The 17,922-nt window shown below is 62.1% G+C and carries 17 protein-coding genes; all 17 read right to left on the bottom strand.

Translation table 11 applies throughout. From position 1 onward, the window contains the following. Window positions 1-95 precede the first annotated feature (95 nt). The 17 genes from D5261_RS13590 to D5261_RS13510 all read right to left on the bottom strand — a co-directional run bounded on the left by D5261_RS13590 (window position 96) and on the right by D5261_RS13510 (window position 17,721). Window positions 96-410: a hypothetical protein gene (locus D5261_RS13590; RefSeq protein ID WP_119320777.1), complete on the bottom strand. Its 315-nt coding sequence runs from the start codon at window positions 408-410 to the stop codon at window positions 96-98. 109 nt (window positions 411-519) lie between these two features. Next, window positions 520-2,487, bottom strand: coding sequence for a DUF6785 family protein (locus D5261_RS13585; RefSeq protein ID WP_301002505.1), 1,968 nt, complete (start codon window positions 2,485-2,487; stop codon window positions 520-522). A 79-nt stretch (window positions 2,488-2,566) separates the two neighbouring features. Continuing rightward, window positions 2,567-4,570 (bottom strand): DUF6785 family protein, encoded by a 2,004-nt coding sequence (locus D5261_RS13580; protein WP_301002504.1) that lies wholly within the window; start codon window positions 4,568-4,570, stop codon window positions 2,567-2,569. A 146-nt stretch (window positions 4,571-4,716) separates the two neighbouring features. Beyond that, the gene (locus D5261_RS13575; protein ID WP_119325122.1) at window positions 4,717-6,171 is read right to left on the bottom strand and encodes a PAS domain S-box protein; all 1,455 of its coding nucleotides are present in this window, start codon (window positions 6,169-6,171) and stop codon (window positions 4,717-4,719) included. 83 nt (window positions 6,172-6,254) lie between these two features. Next, the gene (locus D5261_RS13570; RefSeq protein WP_119325121.1) at window positions 6,255-6,956 is read right to left on the bottom strand and encodes a type 1 glutamine amidotransferase; all 702 of its coding nucleotides are present in this window, start codon (window positions 6,954-6,956) and stop codon (window positions 6,255-6,257) included. 9 nt (window positions 6,957-6,965) lie between these two features. Then, window positions 6,966-8,687: an urease subunit alpha gene (gene ureC / locus D5261_RS13565; RefSeq protein ID WP_119325120.1), complete on the bottom strand. Its 1,722-nt coding sequence runs from the start codon at window positions 8,685-8,687 to the stop codon at window positions 6,966-6,968. Then, window positions 8,684-9,013 carry an urease subunit beta gene (locus D5261_RS13560; protein ID WP_119325119.1) on the bottom strand — a complete coding sequence of 110 codons (330 nt, stop codon included), beginning with the start codon at window positions 9,011-9,013 and terminating at the stop codon, window positions 8,684-8,686. The genes ureC and D5261_RS13560 overlap by 4 nt, the downstream gene beginning before the upstream one ends. Before the next feature lie 159 nt (window positions 9,014-9,172). Beyond that, window positions 9,173-9,475, bottom strand: a complete 303-nt coding sequence (gene ureA / locus D5261_RS13555) for an urease subunit gamma (RefSeq protein WP_119325118.1) — start codon at window positions 9,473-9,475, stop codon at window positions 9,173-9,175. A gap of 39 nt (window positions 9,476-9,514) precedes the next feature. Further along, window positions 9,515-10,429, bottom strand: coding sequence for an urease accessory protein UreD (locus D5261_RS13550; protein ID WP_165864679.1), 915 nt, complete (start codon window positions 10,427-10,429; stop codon window positions 9,515-9,517). After that, the gene (locus D5261_RS13545; protein WP_165864678.1) at window positions 10,399-11,157 is read right to left on the bottom strand and encodes an urease accessory protein UreF; all 759 of its coding nucleotides are present in this window, start codon (window positions 11,155-11,157) and stop codon (window positions 10,399-10,401) included. Before D5261_RS13545 ends, D5261_RS13550 begins: the two co-directional genes overlap by 31 nt. Next, a complete protein-coding gene (ureG, locus tag D5261_RS13540; RefSeq protein ID WP_119325115.1) occupies window positions 11,087-11,827 on the bottom strand; it encodes an urease accessory protein UreG in 741 nt (246 codons plus the stop codon). The genes D5261_RS13545 and ureG overlap by 71 nt, the downstream gene beginning before the upstream one ends. 142 nt (window positions 11,828-11,969) lie before the next feature. Next, window positions 11,970-12,839 (bottom strand): ABC transporter ATP-binding protein, encoded by an 870-nt coding sequence (locus D5261_RS13535; protein WP_245992683.1) that lies wholly within the window; start codon window positions 12,837-12,839, stop codon window positions 11,970-11,972. A gap of 36 nt (window positions 12,840-12,875) precedes the next feature. After that, window positions 12,876-13,760 carry an ABC transporter permease gene (locus D5261_RS13530; protein WP_119325123.1) on the bottom strand — a complete coding sequence of 295 codons (885 nt, stop codon included), beginning with the start codon at window positions 13,758-13,760 and terminating at the stop codon, window positions 12,876-12,878. Window positions 13,761-13,861: 101 nt separating this feature from the next. Then, window positions 13,862-14,968, bottom strand: coding sequence for an ABC transporter substrate-binding protein (locus tag D5261_RS13525; protein WP_119325114.1), 1,107 nt, complete (start codon window positions 14,966-14,968; stop codon window positions 13,862-13,864). Between the two features lie 298 nt (window positions 14,969-15,266). Further along, window positions 15,267-15,962, bottom strand: a complete 696-nt coding sequence (hypB, locus tag D5261_RS13520) for a hydrogenase nickel incorporation protein HypB (protein WP_119325113.1) — start codon at window positions 15,960-15,962, stop codon at window positions 15,267-15,269. A gap of 174 nt (window positions 15,963-16,136) precedes the next feature. Further along, window positions 16,137-16,526 carry a hydrogenase maturation nickel metallochaperone HypA gene (gene hypA / locus D5261_RS13515; RefSeq protein ID WP_119325112.1) on the bottom strand — a complete coding sequence of 130 codons (390 nt, stop codon included), beginning with the start codon at window positions 16,524-16,526 and terminating at the stop codon, window positions 16,137-16,139. Window positions 16,527-16,539: 13 nt separating this feature from the next. Then, a complete protein-coding gene (locus tag D5261_RS13510; RefSeq protein ID WP_119325111.1) occupies window positions 16,540-17,721 on the bottom strand; it encodes an agmatinase family protein in 1,182 nt (393 codons plus the stop codon). Window positions 17,722-17,922: the final 201 nt, after the last annotated feature.

The following is a 17,922-nucleotide window of genomic DNA, read 5'->3' as shown; positions in this document are numbered from 1 at the left end:
GTAACGAGTCCTCTGGGCGAAGTGGCGTCATGGCAGACCAGAAACGCCCAGAGGTATTGTACTTTATATATCGTTAAGTTTCGCAGGCGGACCGATCAATGGTAATGGTGCACGACAATCGGCCGGCGCGAGCCGTAGCCGCCGTAACCGCCGCCGTAGTGGTGGACGTGGACGACGGTCTGGCCGCCGTATCCGTATCCGCCGCCGCCGTAACCGCCGTAGTGATGGACGACGATGGGGGGCGGGGCGCCATATCCATAACCGTGATGGACGACGACGACCGGCGGAGGGTTATATCCGCCGCCGTAATAGACATGGTGCGGGGCGCAGCCGGCAGTCAGCGTCGCCGCCAGGGCGACGGCGGCGACACATCCCGCCGCCGACCGAGTCACGGAACCAAATAGCTTCACGATAATCTTCCTCCGAATTCAAGCTTTCAGACGCCGTGTGGATTGCGCCAAATCAGCGCACTCGTGAAGTTTGACACAGAGTCGCCGAGAAAGTTGCATCGACGGTCGATTATGTCGCGAATGTTCGGAAGAGGTTCAGATGCAGCACGGTCCCGATGATGCTCCAAACCGACCCCGTGACGAAATCTCCAAGGATCAAACCCAAAAAGAGCGGCAGCAGCGTCTGATACATCTTCATGCCGCCGTAGCGCAGCAGGCAAACCTTCACCAGCCAGGCGATGAACATATCGCACCAGAAGAAATCGTTTGCAAACGTCATGTTGAACGCATACGCCGCCGGGTGCAGCGGGAAGCCGACAAACCGGGCGCGCAGCAGAGAGAGCAGAAGCGTGGTGGCAATCCCGAACGCCATCCCTCCCATTGCCGCTGTATCCGGTGGCTTGGGGTTCTGCAGCCAGCCCTGGAGGTTATTCCAGGGCTCGGAGCCTTTGCTGACATGAAAAGCGTTGACGCTTCCCGTCGCGGCGCCGTTCACATAGTACATCTGCATGTCCCAGACCAGGGCGCTGACCATCGCGACGGCGGCGGCGAGCAGAATCACGGGAACGAGCGGGCGCAGCGCGCCGCCGGATCGCTTCAATCCGACGAAGCCTTCGAGTTCGTGGGGCATCGGCGCGGCGCGGTAGTCCGTATTGAACCAGGACAGCATACTCGTGTGCGCCAGGTCAACTTTGGAGAGGTTGCCCGCGCCCAGGACCGTGGTGATCATGCTTTGCGGGTTCACCCAGACGAGCTCACTGCACAGCACCGCCACTTCGGCGCGAATGCGCGAGAGCGCCGTCATCAGCAAGATGTAAAGCGTCAGGAACAGAACGGGAAGCCACCACGAGCCGCCCTGCGACCAGACAAAAGCGCAGAGCATGAGAAAGCCGACGATCAATCCGAGCACCGCCATACGGGCGCTCATCGGCTCGCCCTGGTCCACGCCTTCCCGGTCGCCGCGCAGCGCGCGGCCGAAATACGCTTTAAAGTAGCCGCGCCCCACCCACAGAGTCGCGGCGCCGAGCGCCAGCCACGACCCCCAGCCCTGGCTGTTGATGTAGGGGAACTGGCCGTTCGAGTCGGCGAACCAGCCGGCGGAGGCGTCCCGCCAGTTCTCCGTCACTCCCCAGACATCGGCCGCCTTGCGCAGCAGATAGAAGAACCACATCGAGAACGAGACATCCGTGGAGACCAGATACCCCATGCCGATTCCTACTGGGTGCAGCGCATAAGAGATCGATCCCACGCCGGTAAAAGGGTATTGCAAGTTCGTCGCGAACTCTTTGACGGTATTGATCGGCAGCGACGGCAGCGTCGGGAAAATACTGGCGAGTGAGTTCAGCGAGTGCAGCAGAAAGGGAATGGCGAAGCCGACCCAGAGCAGCTTGTTATGGTACAAGGGAGCGCCTTCGCGCGTCATTTCCAAAGGCAGCGCAATGATAGGGAACGGCAGATGCTCGTCTTCGGTCCAGCGGCGTCGGACAATGGCGCCCATGCACATCGTCGTCCAGAGCAAGATCAAAAAGAACACGCTCCAGACGAGCAGCGGCGGCGTCCAGGCGGCGAGGATTCGCGGCTGGAAGAAATTGGAGTGTCCTTCGTAGAAGCCCTTCAGGATATCCGGATCGCGCGGCCCGACAAACCAGGGAAGCAAATGCCAAAAGCTGTGCCAGCCGTTGGAGGGACGATCGTAGTAAAAGAGATTTCCCAGAAACGGCGGAAAGAACCCGTAGTGCCCCATCCCCGCCACGACGCTGGAGATTGAGAGCATGGTGTAAAGCACCATCATCTCCGGCTGGTTCATGGCCGCCCCCGCGCCCGCAAACTTACGCACCAGCAGGTTGAGAAGTGTGACGACAAAGAGAATAAAGGTGACGCCCATGAATAGCGATGAGATCGTCACCTCCGTCACACCCGTCTTCATTTCGGAGTTTGCGATCCAGCCGCAGTTCAGCACGATCAATGGCAGCGCAACAGAAATGGGATAAAGCCAGCGGACGGGAATGGCGCCTTCGCGCTTCAGTTCAGACGGCAACGTGAGTCTCCTTGACCAGCAAATAACAACCAGCCGCGTTCTTCGCGCGACCAGGCCGCGCGCTTTTGGCGCTCCGGCGCTAGGTAGCGAACGTCCGGAAAAGATTCAAATGAAAGATCGTCCCGACAATACTCCAGAAGGATCCCGTCACGAAGTCGCCCAGGATCAGTCCAAAGAACAGCGGCAGCAGCGTCTGATACATCTTCATGCCGCCGTAGCGCAGCAGGCAAACTTTGACCAGCCAGGCGACGAACATATCGCACCAGAAGAAATCGTTTGCAAACGTCATGTTAAACGCATACGCCGCCGGGTGCAGCGGGAAACCGACAAAGCGGGTGCGAAGCGCGGAGAGCAGCAAGGTTGTCGCCGCGCCAAACACGATTCCGCCCATCGCCGCCGCGTTCGGGGGCTTGGGATTTTGCAGCCAGCCCTGGAGATTCGTCCACGGCTCCGAGCCCTTGCTGACCCGGTAGCCGTTGACATTGTCCGTCGCGGCGCCGTTCACATAGTACATCTGCATGTCCCAGACCAGGGCGCTGACCATCGCGACGGCGGCGGCGAGCAGAATCACGGGAACGAGCGGGCGCAGCGCGCCGCCGGATCGCTTCAATCCGACGAAGCCTTCGAGTTCGTGGGGCATCGGCGCGGCGCGGTAGTCCGTATTGAACCAGGACAGCATACTCGTGTGCGCCAGGTCAACTTTGGAGAGGTTGCCCGCGCCCAGGACCGTGGTGATCATGCTCTGCGGGTTTACCCAGACAAGCTGGCTCGACAGCACGGCGACCTCGGCGCGAATGCGCGTCAGCGCCGTCATCAGCAAGATGTAAAGCGTCAGGAACAGAACGGGAAGCCACCACGAGCCGCCCTGCGACCAGACAAAAGCGCAGAGCATGAGAAAGCCGACGATCAGCCCGGCAACAGCGACACGGGCGCTCATCGGCTCGTCGCGATCGACGCCGTGATGGTCTCCGCGCAGCGCGCGCTGAAAGTACGCTTTGAAGTAGCCGCGCCCCACCCAGAGCGTCGCGGCGCCGAGCGCCAGCCACGATCCCCAGCCCTGACTGTTGATGTACGGAAACTGCCCATTGCCGTCGGCGTATCGGCCGATCGAAGCGTCGCGCCAATTTTGCGAAGTCCCCCAGACATCGGCCGCCTTGCGCAGCAGATAGAAGAACCACATCGAGAACGAGACATCCGTCGAGACCAGATAGCCCATTCCCACTCCCACCGGATGCAGCGCGTAGGTGAGCGCGCCCACGCCGGTCCAGGGATATTGCAGGCTCGTCACCATGTCCTTGACGGTATTGATCGGCAGCGACGGCAGCGTGGGAATAATGCTGGCGAGCGAATTGAGCGAGTGCAATAGGAACGGAACGGCGAACCCTACCCAGAGCAGTTTGCTTTGGTAGAGCGGCGCCCCCTCGCGCGTCATCTCCAGCGGCAGCGCGATGACCGGAAATGGGAGATGTTCGTCTTCGGTCCATCGGCGGCGGACGATGGCGCCCATGCACATCGTCGTCCAGAGCAAGATCAAAAAGAACACGCTCCAGACGAGCAGCGGCGGCGTCCAAGCGGCAAGGACCTGCGGCTGAAAAAAACTCGAATGTCCCTCATAAAAGCCCTTGAGAACATTGGGATCGCGCGGCCCAATAAACGACGGGAGCAGATACCAGAAGCTATGCCAGCCGTTCGCGGGACGATCGTAGTAGAAAAGATTGGCTAAAAACGGCGTAAAAAAGCCGTAATTCCCCATGCCCGCCACGACGCTCGACATCGAGAGCATCGTATAAAGCACCATCATCTCCGGCTGATTCATCGCTGCCCGCGCCCCGGCGAACTTCCGGACGACCAAGTTCAAAAGCGTGACGACGAAGAGAATAAAGGTGACGCCAATGAATAGCGATGAGATCGTTACTTCCGTCACGCCCGTCTTCATCTCCGAATTTGCGATCCAGCCGCAGTTCAAAACGATCAGCGGCAGCGCGACGGCGATGGGATAGCCCCAGCGAACGGGGATCACGCGAACACGCTCCGCCTCTATTGGTGATTGGGGAGTTGGCTGAGAAAGTGGTCGCGGCGTCATGAAATGCTTTCGGCGTGATTGCGCGGTAGATCACGCAATCCGGAACACAGGAAATATGGACCGATTATATCACGCCGATGAGCGACCGTCAATTGAAAAGCCGACGCGGGCTTGATCGTTAACCGAGCGAAAGCCCCAGCGGAAGATCACGGTGTCGGCGCGCGATCCTGCTCAATCACGACCGTCGTTCCCGATTCGCCTGTGAGCAAATACACGCGGTCCACGGTTTCGAGCATCATCTTCATCCCCTGGCCGAGCGTGCCGGCCGTAGTAAAGCCTTTTTTGAGGGCCGCATTGGGAATATTCTCCAGTGTGATGCCGGCGCCGTGATCCTGAATCCGTACCTGCACGCCGCCGCCGACGCCGGTGGAGACGAGGGCTTCGCCCGCGTGCGCGTGGACGATGGTGTTCATGCCGGCTTCGCTGACGGCGATTGTCAGATCGGCGACACGGTCTTCCGGATGCCCCGCCTTGCGCGCGGCGTCCCGCGCCGCTTGCCGCAACTCAGACAGCCCTCCCAGCGACGACAGCGGGATCAAAGGCGCGGCGTCGGCCAGCGGCGGCGGCAGTTCTTCCACCTGCTGACACAGGACCAGCCGGCCCTCGGTCACGGATGCGAGGACATCGCGCAGCATGCGCCGCTGGCGCGCCGCGGCTTCCTTGCGCTCGCTGATGTCCTCGGTGAGCGCCACCGTGCTCTCGGGATTGCCGTCGGCGTCGCGGACCAGCGCGACGCTGTTCTGCACCCAGACCACGCGGCCGTCCTTGCGCACGTAGCGCTTTTCCATCACGAAGTGCGGGATTTCGCCGCCGCGCAGACGATCCATCTGGGCGATGCTGGCCGCGCGATCCTCTGGGTAGGTAAACGATTGGAAATCCTTGCAGATCAGTTCTTCCTCGGAATAGCCGACAATATTGCAGAATGCGGCGTTGGTCTCCAGGCAGCGATCCTCCATGTCGGCGAGGGTGACGCCGACAGCGGCGTGGGCGATGGCCGCGCGATAGCGGCTTTCGCTCGCCCGCAGCGCCTCCTCGGTCCGCTTGCGGTCGATGCCGACGGCGATCTGGTCCGCGACCGCGCCCAGCGCCTGGAGCGTCTGTTCGGGCAGCGCGACGCGGGCGAAGATCGCGACGACGCCGACAACGCGCTCCTCGACAATCAGGGGATATCCAGCGAACGAAACCATGCCCTCGCGGATCGCCCAGTCTTGATGGAGCACGCGTGGGTCGCCGATCACGGAGTTGGTGAGGTGGGGCTTACGCTCCTGGGCGATGAGGCCGATCTTGAAGGCGCCGATGGGGATGCGCCCGTGGTCGCCGTCCAGGTGCGTGTAGATGCCGGCGCTCGCGCGCAGCTCCAGCATATTTTCGGGCGCGTTCAGCGTCCAGATCCGCGCGAACGCGGCGTCGAGATGCGCTACCAGCGCCTCGGCGCAGCCGCGCAGCATATCCGGCAGCGTATGGCGCGTGGTGAGCGCGCGGCCGACATCGGCGGACAGAGCAAGCAGGCGGTTCTTCTCCCGCAGCGATGGCTCGGTTCCCGGGGTCGGCTCGGTTTCTAGATTCGATCGAGGCTGGGTATCAGGGTCTCCGTCGGACACGCCGCGGCTCCATTCTATTCTCCGTCATGGCCGGCGAGGCGCTGGCGGCCGCATCGATACAATGAGATCGTACGACAGTGAGATTATACGACAAGTTCGGCCCAGCCGCGAAAGACAATTCCCGCGATACGGCTCAAGTTCGGCAAATGCGCTTCAACGCCGTCCAGGATCACCGCAGGACTGAGACCCGACGCCGCAAAGGACGCTTCCGACGCCCCCGCCGTTTCCCGAATGACCTCTTCCGTCATCTCCATATGCCACTGTACCCCGTAGGCGCCGCGCCCGTAACGGAACGCCTGGTTCGGAGTCAGCGCCGATGCCCCCAGGCGCACCGCGCCATCAGGCAGGTCGAAGATGTCCCCATGCCATTGCAGCGTCATAAACACAGGCTCGATCTTCCGCCAGAGCGGATCCTCCCCAGCCGCCTCCGTCAGTGTGACCGGGTACCAGCCGATCTCCTTTTGCGGCGCCGGCGCGACGCGCGCTCCCAGCGCCGCCGCCATCAGCTGCGCCCCCAGGCACATCCCCAGCACCGGCGTCTCCGCTTGCAAGGCGTTCTGGATCAGCCGAATCTCTCCGGCCAGATAAGGATGCTTGTCGGTCTCATACGCCCCCTGCGGACCACCCAGGACGACGAGGCCGCCCGCGTCGCCCATCGTTTCCGGAACGGCGTCGCCCGCGTACGCCCGGATGTACTGAGGCTTTAGATCATATCCATTGAGAGCATCTTCGATAAATCCCAGCGGCTCACAATCTTCATGCTGCAAAACAAGGACGCTTGACATTCAGACCTCTTAAAACAGGAAATAACGCTGCGCCATCGGCAGGGAGGACGCCGGTTCGCAGGTGAGCAATTCGCCGTCGGCGCGCACTTCGTAAGTCTCGGGATCGACTTCGATGTTCGGCATGGCGTCATTGTGGACCATATCGGCCTTGCCGACCGTGCGGCAGCCCGACACGGCGACGGCGGTTTTGCGCAGGCCGATGGATTCCGGCACGCCCTCGTTCAGCGCCGCCTGGGAGACAAACGTGAGCGATGTCGGCGCGACGGCGCCGCCGAACGAACCAAACATCGGCCGATAGATGACCGGCTGCGGCGTGGGAATGGAGGCGTTCGGATCGCCCATCGCCGCCCAGGAGATAAATCCGCCCTTGACGATCATCTCGGGCTTGACGCCGAAGAACGCCGGCTTCCAGAGGACTAAATCCGCAAGTTTGCCCGGCTCGATGGAGCCGATATGCTGCGCGACGCCGTGGGTCCTTGCCGGATTGATCGTGTATTTAGCGATGTAGCGCTTCACGCGCGTATTGTCGTTGCGCGAAGGATCCCCCGCCAGCGAGCCACGCTGTGTCTTCATCTTGTGCGCCGTCTGCCAGCAGCGCGTCACAACCTCGCCGATGCGCCCCATCGCCTGCGAGTCGCTAGAGATCATGCTGATGACGCCCAGGTCGTGCAGAATATCCTCGGCGGCGATGGTCTCCGGCCGGATACGGCTTTCGGCGAACGCGACATCTTCGGGCACTTGCGGATTGAGATGGTGGCAGACCATCAGCATATCTAAATGCTCGGCAATCGTGTTCACCGTGTAAGGCCGAGTCGGGTTCGTGGACGACGGCAGGATATTGGGGTAGCTCGCGATCTTGATAATGTCCGGCGCATGCCCGCCGCCGGCGCCTTCCGTGTGGTAAGTGTGGATCGCGCGGCCGGCAATCGCTGCGACGGTGTTCTCCAGATATCCCGCCTCGTTGATCGTGTCCGTATGGATCGCGACTTGAACGTCGAACTCGTCCGCGACGGTCAGGCACATGTCAATCGCGGCAGGCGTCGTCCCCCAGTCCTCGTGCAGTTTCAGACCGCAGGCGCCGGACCGGATCTGCTCCTCCAGCGGCGCGGCCGCCGAGGCGTTGCCCTTGCCCAAAAAGCCGAAGTTGATCGGCCAGGCGTCCGCCGATTGCAGCATTCGCGCCATGTTCCATGCGCCGGGTGTGCAGGTGGTGGCGTTGGTCCCCGTCGCCGGTCCCGTCCCGCCGCCGATCATGGTCGTGATCCCGCCCGACATCGCCTCATAAATCTGCTGCGGGCAGATAAAGTGGATGTGGCTGTCGATGGCGCCCGCCGTCACAATCAAATGCTCGCCCGCGATGACCTCGGTGCTCGCGCCGACGACCAGATCCGGATCCACGCCCGCCATCGTATCCGGGTTGCCCGCCTTGCCGACCTTAACGATGCGTCCATCGCGCACGCCGATATCGCCCTTGACGATGCCCCAGTGATCGATAATCAGCGCATTGGTGATGACCAGATCCAGCACGCCGCCATGCGCGCGCGTCGCCGTACTGCTCTGCCCCATGCCGTCCCGAATGACCTTGCCGCCGCCAAAGGTGATCTCATCGCCGTAGACCGTAAAGTCTTTTTCCACTTCGACGACCAGCTCCGTATCGGCAAGCCGCACCCGGTCCCCGGTCGTCGGGCCGTACAGATCGGCGTAAGTAGCGCGCGGAATGTGCAGACTCATGCGGGATCTCCTGGGTTCTTATCGAGCGGGCCGGACACAAGGGCGTTGTGCCCAAAGACAATGCGATCTCCGGCGAACGCGACGAGGGTGATTTCCTTCTCCTCGCCCGGCTCAAAGCGCACGGCGGTCCCGGCCGCGATATTCAGCCGCATCCCGCGCGCGGCGTCGCGGTCGAACGTCAGCGCCGGATTGACTTCGAAAAAATGATAATGACTGCCGATTTGAATCGGCCGGTCACCGGTATGGCTGACAATCACTTGCACGGTCGGACGATCGACATTGGCGGCGATGTCGCCGGGCTCGGTCCAGATTTCTCCGGGAATCATGTTGGGGGTCTCCTGGGGAGGCCCCTCGGATGCCCCCCGACCCCCACAGGGGGTGCAAACCATAAATATGTTGACGTGACAAAGAGTAAATCTAGACACGCTTTCGATGATACGGTTTGCACCCCCTGTGGGGGTCGGGGGGCATCCGAGGGGCTTCTCCTAATGTATCGGCTCATGCAGCGTCACCAGCTTCGTTCCGTCAGGGAACGTCGCCTCCACCTGCACCTCGTGGATCATCTCCGGAATCCCCTCCATCACGTCCTCGCGGCTGAGAATGGTGTTGCCGAGGGACATGATTTCGGCGACGCTCTTGCCGTCGCGGGCCATCTCCATGATCTCAGCGCTCAGGATCGCGACGGCTTCCGGATAGTTGAGCTTGAGGCCGCGCGCCTGGCGCTTGCGTGCGAGTTCGCTGGCGAGAAAGAGCATGAGTTTTTCCTGCTCACGCGGGGTGAGATGCATGGGCGGTTCTCCATTCGATCAGTGCGTCAAATTCGTTTGTCAATTGATCTTGCGCGGCGCCACGGCGCCGGCGCCGTAAAGGGCGCGGCGGGCGCAGTCCCAGAAGGCGTAGAGGTCGGCGGCGATATGGAGACCGCGCACGCTCAGGCCCCGGATACAGACGCCGTGGGCAGAGAGTGTGCTGACGCCCCAGACATCGACGCCGGGGGGCGTCCGCGACGCGGCGATCTCGTGGAGATCTGTCTCCAATTGACGCAGTTGTGAAACCGTCGCGCCGACGCGGCAGGCGTAAAACGTGGTGAAATAGCGATAAGGGCCAAGCCGGGCGCTGGAGGCGAGCGGCGCGCGCGCAGGCTCCAGGCGCAGATGCTCGGCGGCGATCTCGCGGCCGTTCGCTCGGATCGCAGCGCGCAGGATCACGGATTCGTAAGCGAAGATTTCCCCCTGGGCGGCGCGGCCGGGCGCGAGCGTTTCCCACCAGAAGAGGCCGGCGTTATCGCTCAAATCGATTGTCGTGTCCTGTCGATAACGAGCGCCGCCGAAGGGGATCGTCGTATCGGGCAAGTACTCCAAAATTCCGTTGGGGCCGACCTGGATCCGTGTCGTCTGAAGCGCCTCAGCGTCGCCTTCGCGCGCGCGATAGATGCGCGTGGCGCTGGTCGTCGTCAATTGAACTTGCGCGCCGGCGTCCAGGGTGAACTCCTGCGTGAGACGATCTCCGCCAAGCACGCCGCCGGAGACATTGTGCAAGTGGGTCAGCACGCCGCCGTCCGGCTGGCGGAAGGCGCGGACGACTTGCAGCGGCGGACGGTGCGACTGCTCGCGCAGGCAGGTTAGGCCCTGCGCGTTCACGCCAAACGTAAGCGAAAGGACGCCGTCCACACGGCGGTTTTGGCCGCTGGGCTCAAGGCGATTCGGGCCGCTTAGCTGATGAACAGGCGGGTGGTCAGCCACGGGTGGCGCATCCCCGCCAGATCGATCGAGGGCGTGAAGCAAGCGATCTCCTCATTATCTTCGGACGGCGCGGCGGCGCGGATCAACGCCGGCTTGATGTCCCACAAAATACATCCCGCCGCGCTTTGCCCCAGCGGCAACAGGCGCTGGCACGCCGACACCAGTCCCATCACGTTCTGCTGCAAATATGTCTGCGCGACCAAGTCCTCGGGACAGCGCAGCGCGGCGCCGGCGAGACCAAAAGCGGCGGCGTGGTGCGCCGGGACCGCCGCCAAACCCGCCGATGACTTCGTCAAACGCACGGCCTCGGCGACGGCGGGATGCCCCGGCGATAATCCATCCACCAATTGCAGCAGGCGGCGCCCGAGCATAGCGCTTGCCTCCCGGCCTTCCCGCGCCGGCTTGCGCGCGCCGACCCGGTCGCTGAGCCGCGTCCACTCGGAAGTGAAGTCTTCGCGGGACACTCGGGCGAGACGCCAGCCAGCGCGGCACCAGGAGGCGTCGAGCGCGCCGGTCTCGGCGAGATAGCCTTCGAGAAACTCGGGAAGCCGCTCCACCGTCAGCGAGCCTTCATCCGTCAGCGTTTCGATCCCGAACGAATGCGACGCCGCGCCGATCGGCACGGCGCTATCCGCGATCTGCATCAAGCGCAGCAGCTCAATGGACATGCGTGTGGACGTGTCCGTTCGCGTGGCTATGGTCGTGCGAGTGACCGTGATCGTCGTCATGATCGTGCGTATGCAGGCGGCCGACATACGGCGCGTGGGCGTCGATGATCGTCTTCCACTCCGGCTGCGCGATCTTCGCCTCCAGCCACTCAATGACCGAACTGAGGCCCTCGCCGCTCTTCATGTTCGTGAAGAGAAACGGCAGATCGCCGCGCATCTTACGCGCGTCCCGGTCCATTACTTCTAAAGAAGCTCCAACCAGCGGCGCCAGATCCGTCTTGTTGATCAGCAGCAAGTCCGAGCGCATAATGCCGGGTCCGCCCTTGCGCGGGATCTTGTCCCCGCCGGAGACGTCGATCACGTAGATCGCCACATCCACCAATTCTGGACTGAACGCGGCCGCCAGATTGTCGCCGCCGCTCTCCACAAAGATCAGCTCCAATCCCGGCAGCGTGTCCTCCAGATCGGCGATCGCCTCCAGGTTCATCGACGCATCTTCCCGGATCGCCGCATGCGGACAGCCACCGGTCTCCACGCCGCGCACGCGATCCATGGGAAGCGTTCCCTGCCGCAGCAAAAACTCCGCGTCTTCCTTTGTATAGATATCGTTGGTGACGACGGCCAGGCTGTACTTTTGCGTCAGCGCCTTGCTCAAACAGTCCACCAGCGCCGTCTTGCCGCTGCCCACAGGGCCGGCCACGCCGACGCGGAATGCGCGCGATTCACTCATGTATATTGCCTTTCAGGATGCCCCCCGACCCCCACAGGGGGTGCAGAACATATTTTCAAAAACGTGTCGAGATTTACTCTTTGTCACGTCAACATATTTATGGTTTGCACCCCCTGTGGGGGTCGGGGGGCATCTTTTCCGCTCACTTCTTGCTTCCGCTCGCGATTTCTGCATCCACCACGGCTTTCCCTTCTTCATAAAGCAGTTCATGCACTTGCTTGCGAATTTCCAGGAACTCGGGGGCATTGCGCAGGGCGTCGCTGCGGTCCGGGCCGAAGGGGACGTGGATCTCGGCCTTGATGTGTCCGGGACGCGCGGTCATGACGAAGATGCGGTCGCTGAGATAGACGGCTTCGTCGATGTCGTGCGTGATGAAGAGAGTCGTGATGCGCTCGCGCCTTCGGATATCCAGCACTAAGTCCTGCATGACGGCGCGCGTCTGGGCGTCGAGGGCGCCGAAGGGCTCGTCCATCAATAAGATACGCGGGGCGTTGGCGAGGGCGCGGGCGATGGCGACGCGCTGGCGCATGCCTCCCGATAGTTGTTTGGGATAGTGGTTCTTGAAGTCCGAAAGGCCCACGGCCTCCAGGAATTTGTCCGCGATCCGCTCACGACCCTTGCGCGGCAGGCCGCGCATCTCCAGGCCGAACTGCACGTTCTGGTAGACCGTGCGCCACGGGAACAGCGTGTACGCCTGGAAGACCATGCCGCGCTCGCGGCTCGGCTCGTGGACTTCGACGCCGTCGAGATAGACCGAGCCAGAGGTCGGTTCGACCAGGCCGCCGACGATATGCAGCAGCGTGGACTTGCCGCAGCCCGACGGCCCGACGATGCTCACCAGTTCGCTGGTCTGCATGGTAAAGGAGGTCGGCTCCAGCACGGTGAGCGCCCCCGATTTCGTGGGGTAATCCTTACCGACGCGGTCGACCCGCAGGATCGGCCCGGCGTTCGGATCTTCTTCCGGGATCAGCGGCGCGGGCATAATGCGCCCGGCGGTCAAAGTGTCTGTCATCGCTCCCTCTCCGTTCAGACTCAACTTCGCTCTTGCTCAGTTCTTGTTGAGGTCGGCCCACGGCACGAGCCGAGGCTGGATCAGCTTGAAGGCGATGTCGGTCAGAAGACCGAGCAGGCCCAGAATGATGATGCCGACGAACATTTCGTCCGACCGGGAGAAGCGCTGCGCCTTGAGCAGCATATATCCCATGCCGGAGCTGGTGGCGACGACTTCGGCGATGACCAGATACGTCCACGCCCAGCCGATCATCGTGCGGCAGGTGTCGAGCAGGCCGGGCAGGGTCGCCGGCAGCAGCACATTGAATAAAAGCTGGCGGCCATTGGCGCCCAGCGTGCGCGCCGCGTTCAGCAGGTCTCTTGGCACCTGACGCGTGACGTCGGCGACCACCAAGACCATCTGGAAGTATGTGCCGATAAAGATCAGCGCGATCTTCGCGGCTTCATCGATTCCGGCGACCACCATGACGAGCGGGATCAGCGCCGGAACGGGGACATAACGGATAAAGCCGACGAGCGGCTCATGCGCGGCTTCGGCGGATTTGTATGCGCCCATCAAAATGCCAATCGGGATCGCGAGGACGGCCGACAGCAAAAAACCCATGCCAATGCGATAGATGCTGATCTGGATATCGGGCAGCAGCGTGCCGCCTTGATACATCTCAATCGCGGCGTTCCAAACCCGCGTCGGGGTCGGCAGCACGAGCGCATTCGCCCGGCCGCTATACGTAAAGAAGCACCACAACAGCAGCGGCAGAATAAACGACGCGGCCGCGATGGCCGTGTACGCGGGGCGCGGGATCTCGCCGCCGATACGGAACAGACGCGCGCCGGGCCGGCGGCGCGTCGGCGTCACGCTCGCCGGCGCGGCGCCGGCCGCCGCATTCTCGATCGCCGGAGTTGTCGGAAGACTGCTTGCCATGGTGGCGGTTCCTTTCGTCTCAATTTCTCCAGCGGGACCGGCGAACATGTTTCCGGCCCCGCCGCCTGCGGATTCACATTCCCACAGTACGAATGGCGCGATTAATCCACCTTCAGCGCATAGTCGTACGGGGGCTGCTTGCCCTCACCCTTCGCGACCGCCGCCTTGATGAACGTGTCGTCGATCACGGGGGCGTAGTCCGGGATCTTGGGAATCTGCTTCTGGTCGAGCAGGAACTGCCCGATCGTCGGCGCGCTCTTGTAAAGCGAAGTCGGTTTGTCGCTCTTGGTGAAGGCCGCTTCGGCTTCGGTCGCATCGAAGATGCGCGTGCCCTGGATGAAGCTCTTGTAGAAATCGACCGGGGAATCGGTGCGCTTCGCCATGATCTTTACGGCGTCATCGGGATGCGCGCGCCACCAGTCGAGCGCGTCATACCAGGCGTCGACGATATTCTGGATATCCGCCGGCCGGGCATCGACGACCTTGGACTGGAAGACGAGCAAGTCGGGGATCAGGCCGGGAAGTTTCTTGCTGTCGAAGATGACCGTGGAGCCGGGGAAGCTCTTGAGGAGCTGGCTCTTGTTCGGCTCCCACACCGCGCAGGCGTCGATCTTCCCGCTCAGCATCGCGGCGGGGCAGTCCTGCACCTTGATATTGACATACTGGATATCCTTCTCGCTCATGCCGTTCGCGGCGAGGGCTTGATCCAGCAAAAACTGCTCGACGGTGCCAAGCTCCGTCGCGACCTTCTTGCCCTTGAGATCCTTGATCGATGTAATGCCGGCCTTCGCCACCACCGCGTCGTTCCCGGCGGAGTTGTCGTTGATGAGAACCGCCTTGAGCGCCTGCCCCTGAGCCAGCGGCCCCATGGTGTCGCTCCAGGTCTGACAGTTAGCGTCCACCTGCTGCGCGGTGATCGCGTTCAGCGAATCCGTGTAGTTCGGGAACCAGACGAGCTTGACATTGACATTATGCTTTTTGAAGAATCCCTGCTGATCCGCGATATCCCAGCAGGTCCATCCGGGCCAGTCGGAATAGCCGATCGTGATCGGCGTGGCGTCGGCGGGCGGAGCCGCCGCCGGAGCTCCGGGAGTCGGGGCCGTGGAGGAAGCCGTCTGAGTCTTGGGACCGCAGGCGGTGAGCATCAGGCCAAGAGGAGCTATAGTAAGAGCAAGTTTGACGAATTTCGATGTACGGATGGCCTGCATGGACAATCGTTCCTTTCTTGTGAACGCAAATTGCGGATCCTAAGGAAGCGAGCGCCATGCTCGAGGGTGCTCGTCGTTGAGCGGGTGTGGATATTGATATTGACGCAGATCTATCTCGGGGCTTCCCGGACTCCCTGCAAACCCACCCCCGCGCTTCGCGCGACCCCTCCCGCCGACGGGAAGGGTGATTTCAGAGTGTTTATCGCAGGCCGCGACTGTAAGAGGCAATCTTAGTCACCCTTCCCGTCGGCGGGAGGGGTCGCGCGGAGCGCGGGGGTGGGTTTGCCCCGGGGGTGTATTACCCTCGTCGCTGTCCCCGCAGCCACCCCAGCCAAATCTCCATCCCCTCGCCCGTCTCGGACGAAACGGCGAACACGGTGGCGGTGGCGTTGACCTGACGGATATTCGCGATCAATTTGTCGACATTCAGTTTGACATACGGCGCGAGATCCGTCTTGGTAATCACGACGCAGTCGGCGCCGTGGAACATGATCGGGTACTTGAGCGGCTTGTCCTCGCCCTCGGTCACGGCGACCAGGACGACGCGGGTGTGCTCGCCCAGATCGTACGCCGCCGGGCAGATCAGATTCCCGACGTTTTCGATCACCATCAGGTCGAAGCGGTCCAGGCCGCCCTCGCGCTCCAGAGTATCCAGTCCCGCCGCGATCTGGTCAGCCTCCAAATGGCAGGACCGGCCGGTGGTGATCGCGACGACCGGCGCGCCGCAGTCGCGGAGTCGCTCCGCGTCCAGTTCGGTCGTCATGTCGCCTTCCATAATCCCGATCTTGAGGGCGCCGTTCAGATCGGTCAGCGTCCGCTCCAAGAGCGTCGTCTTACCCGAACCGGGGCTGGACATGATGTTGACGCAGGCGATCCCATGATCCTCCATCCGGCGGCGGCTGCGCGCGGCGAGGTCGTCATTTTCTTCGAGAATATTGATATCGAGGTCCACGCTCGTTGAGGTGAGCGTGGGCTGTTGGGTTTCGGTAATCATAAGAATTGGCCCTCATCCCCCAGCCCCTTCTCCCAATTTTGGGAGAAGGGGAGCCAGAGTTTTATTTTTCCGATCTTCAAATCAAGGGCCCTCATTTCATTCCGCCTCCCCTCTCCCAAAATTGGGAGAGGGAGCCGGGGTGAGGGCCACGCGGACCGCCGGGTGAGGGCCGCTCTAATTCCGCGCCGCCGCCTCCGCGGAAACCGGGGCGGGCACATCCCAGTCGATCTTTTCGATCTTCAGTTCGCGTCCGGACCGGATATCGTCCAGCGGCGCTCGGCAATCAGGGCAAGCGTACTCCAGATTGATATCGGGCTTGTATTCGCGCTCGCAGCGGTTGCAGTAAGCGATGAACGGGCTGTCGCGAATGACGATCTCGGCGTTTTCGAGAAATGTTCCCAGCTTTTGCTTCGCGAACGCGGTGCGCAAGAGATCAGGTTCGACACAGGTGAATTCGCCCACCACGAGTTGGACGCGGCGCACCGGCCAGCGCTCGGTCTGCTGCGAATGCCAGTCCTTCAAGCTCATCATCAGCGCCTTGGTCATGTCCACTTCATGCGGCATGGGTCCGAATCTCCTAAAGAGCCCAGGGCTCCGTGGACGGGTCCGAGTTCAGCCAGGTCGGACGCTGGCGGGGCAGCTTTTCGGCGAAGACCAGATTGGCGAGGACATCGCAGATGACGCGTGTTCCCATCAAGGCGGTCATGTCGCTGACATCGTACGGCGGCGAGACTTCGACCAGCTCCATGGCGCAGAGGTTGGTTTCACGTGCGACGCGCTGGACGATCCGCAGGGCTTCGCGGGGCGTGAAGCCGCCCGGCTCCGGCCAGCCCGTGCCGGGGACGAAGCCGGCGTCGATGCTGTCGATGTCGAAGCTCAGATAGACCGCTTCGGTCCCTTCGCTCGCCACTTCGATCGCAATATCCAGCGCTTTGTCCAGACCCATATCCATGATATCGGTCATGGTCATGATGGTGGTGCCGCGTTCACGGGCGACTTTGACGCCGGCGCGGGGCACCTGCCAGCCGCCAATGCCGAACTGCACAAGATTCTTCGGCGGAGCGTTCTCAATGTTGGTCGCATGGAACCACGGCGTGGTGTGCATCCGCTCGTCCATGTCCTTCTCCTGCGTATCGACATGGCGGTCAATATGAATGATGCCGATGTTGCCGTTAACATGCGGGGCGACGCCGCGAACGCAGGGGTAGCCGATGGAATGGTCGCCGCCGATCATGATCGGGAAAGCGCCGCTCCGAAAAACGTGCGAGACGGCGCGGCTGATCTGATCGAACGCCTTCTCGATGTTCGCGGGAATGACGAAGACATCGCCCAGGTCGCAGAGCGTCATCTGTTCGCGCAGATCGATCCCCAGATCGAAGTAATACGAGCCGTACAGCGCCGAAATACGGCGGACGCCCTGCGGACCGAAGCGCGTGCCGGCCCGGTAGGTCGTTCCCGTATCGAGCGGGATGCCGAACACGGCGGCGTCGAACTGGCCGGCCTTATGGACATCCTCCACATACGGGGCCTTCAAAAACGTGTTGATGCCCGCGAAGTGCGGCAGCTCGCCGCGTGAAAAGGTCGAGATGGTGCGGTCGCCGATGCTCGGCGCGGCGGTCAAGCCAAGCTCCAGCCCCCGTTCGACTTCCTTTCGCCATCCGGCCTCCGGCAGCTCGGCCTCGCGGCGCAGAGCCTCGGCGGCCTGACTGTCTTTCAAATCTTCTCGTGGGACGCCAAAGCGCGAACGATCATCCGTCATGGGTGTACCCTTCCCGTAGTTGCCAAAAGTGTTTCGTGAAGTAAAAAGAGTGTGCGGGCGGCGTCGCCGATTACTCGTCGTCGTCTCGTCAGTGAGGTGTGGATAGTATACTGGCGGAAAAAGCCTCTGTCAACACTTTCGCTCAAAATATTTTACCATTTGACGAAAAATTTAACAATTTAAAAATATATGACGAATATC

Origin of the sequence: Capsulimonas corticalis, assembly GCF_003574315.2 — a bacterium.
In the GTDB taxonomy this organism is placed as follows: Bacteria; Armatimonadota; Armatimonadia; order Armatimonadales; family Capsulimonadaceae; genus Capsulimonas; species Capsulimonas corticalis.
This window is presented reverse-complemented; position numbering and strand designations above follow the sequence as displayed.

Excerpts from the sequence above, each read along its gene's own strand:
- hypB (WP_119325113.1), bottom strand. The coding sequence starts at position 15,962 with ATGATTACCGAAACCCAACAGCCCACGCTCACCTCAACGAGCGTGGAC.
- D5261_RS13510 (WP_119325111.1), bottom strand. The coding sequence starts at position 17,721 with ATGACGGATGATCGTTCGCGCTTTGGCGTCCCACGAGAAGATTTGAAA.
- ureG (WP_119325115.1), bottom strand. The coding sequence starts at position 11,827 with ATGAGTGAATCGCGCGCATTCCGCGTCGGCGTGGCCGGCCCTGTGGGC.
- hypA (WP_119325112.1), bottom strand. The coding sequence starts at position 16,526 with ATGCCGCATGAAGTGGACATGACCAAGGCGCTGATGATGAGCTTGAAG.
- D5261_RS13545 (WP_165864678.1), bottom strand. The coding sequence starts at position 11,157 with ATGACGACGATCACGGTCACTCGCACGACCATAGCCACGCGAACGGAC.
- D5261_RS13580 (WP_301002504.1), bottom strand. The coding sequence starts at position 4,570 with ATGACGCCGCGACCACTTTCTCAGCCAACTCCCCAATCACCAATAGAG.
- D5261_RS13525 (WP_119325114.1), bottom strand. The coding sequence starts at position 14,968 with ATGCAGGCCATCCGTACATCGAAATTCGTCAAACTTGCTCTTACTATA.
- D5261_RS13560 (WP_119325119.1), bottom strand. The coding sequence starts at position 9,013 with ATGATTCCCGGAGAAATCTGGACCGAGCCCGGCGACATCGCCGCCAAT.
- ureC (WP_119325120.1), bottom strand. The coding sequence starts at position 8,687 with ATGAGTCTGCACATTCCGCGCGCTACTTACGCCGATCTGTACGGCCCG.
- D5261_RS13535 (WP_245992683.1), bottom strand. The coding sequence starts at position 12,839 with ATGACAGACACTTTGACCGCCGGGCGCATTATGCCCGCGCCGCTGATC.
- ureA (WP_119325118.1), bottom strand. The coding sequence starts at position 9,475 with ATGCATCTCACCCCGCGTGAGCAGGAAAAACTCATGCTCTTTCTCGCC.
- D5261_RS13530 (WP_119325123.1), bottom strand. The coding sequence starts at position 13,760 with ATGGCAAGCAGTCTTCCGACAACTCCGGCGATCGAGAATGCGGCGGCC.
- D5261_RS13570 (WP_119325121.1), bottom strand. The coding sequence starts at position 6,956 with ATGTCAAGCGTCCTTGTTTTGCAGCATGAAGATTGTGAGCCGCTGGGA.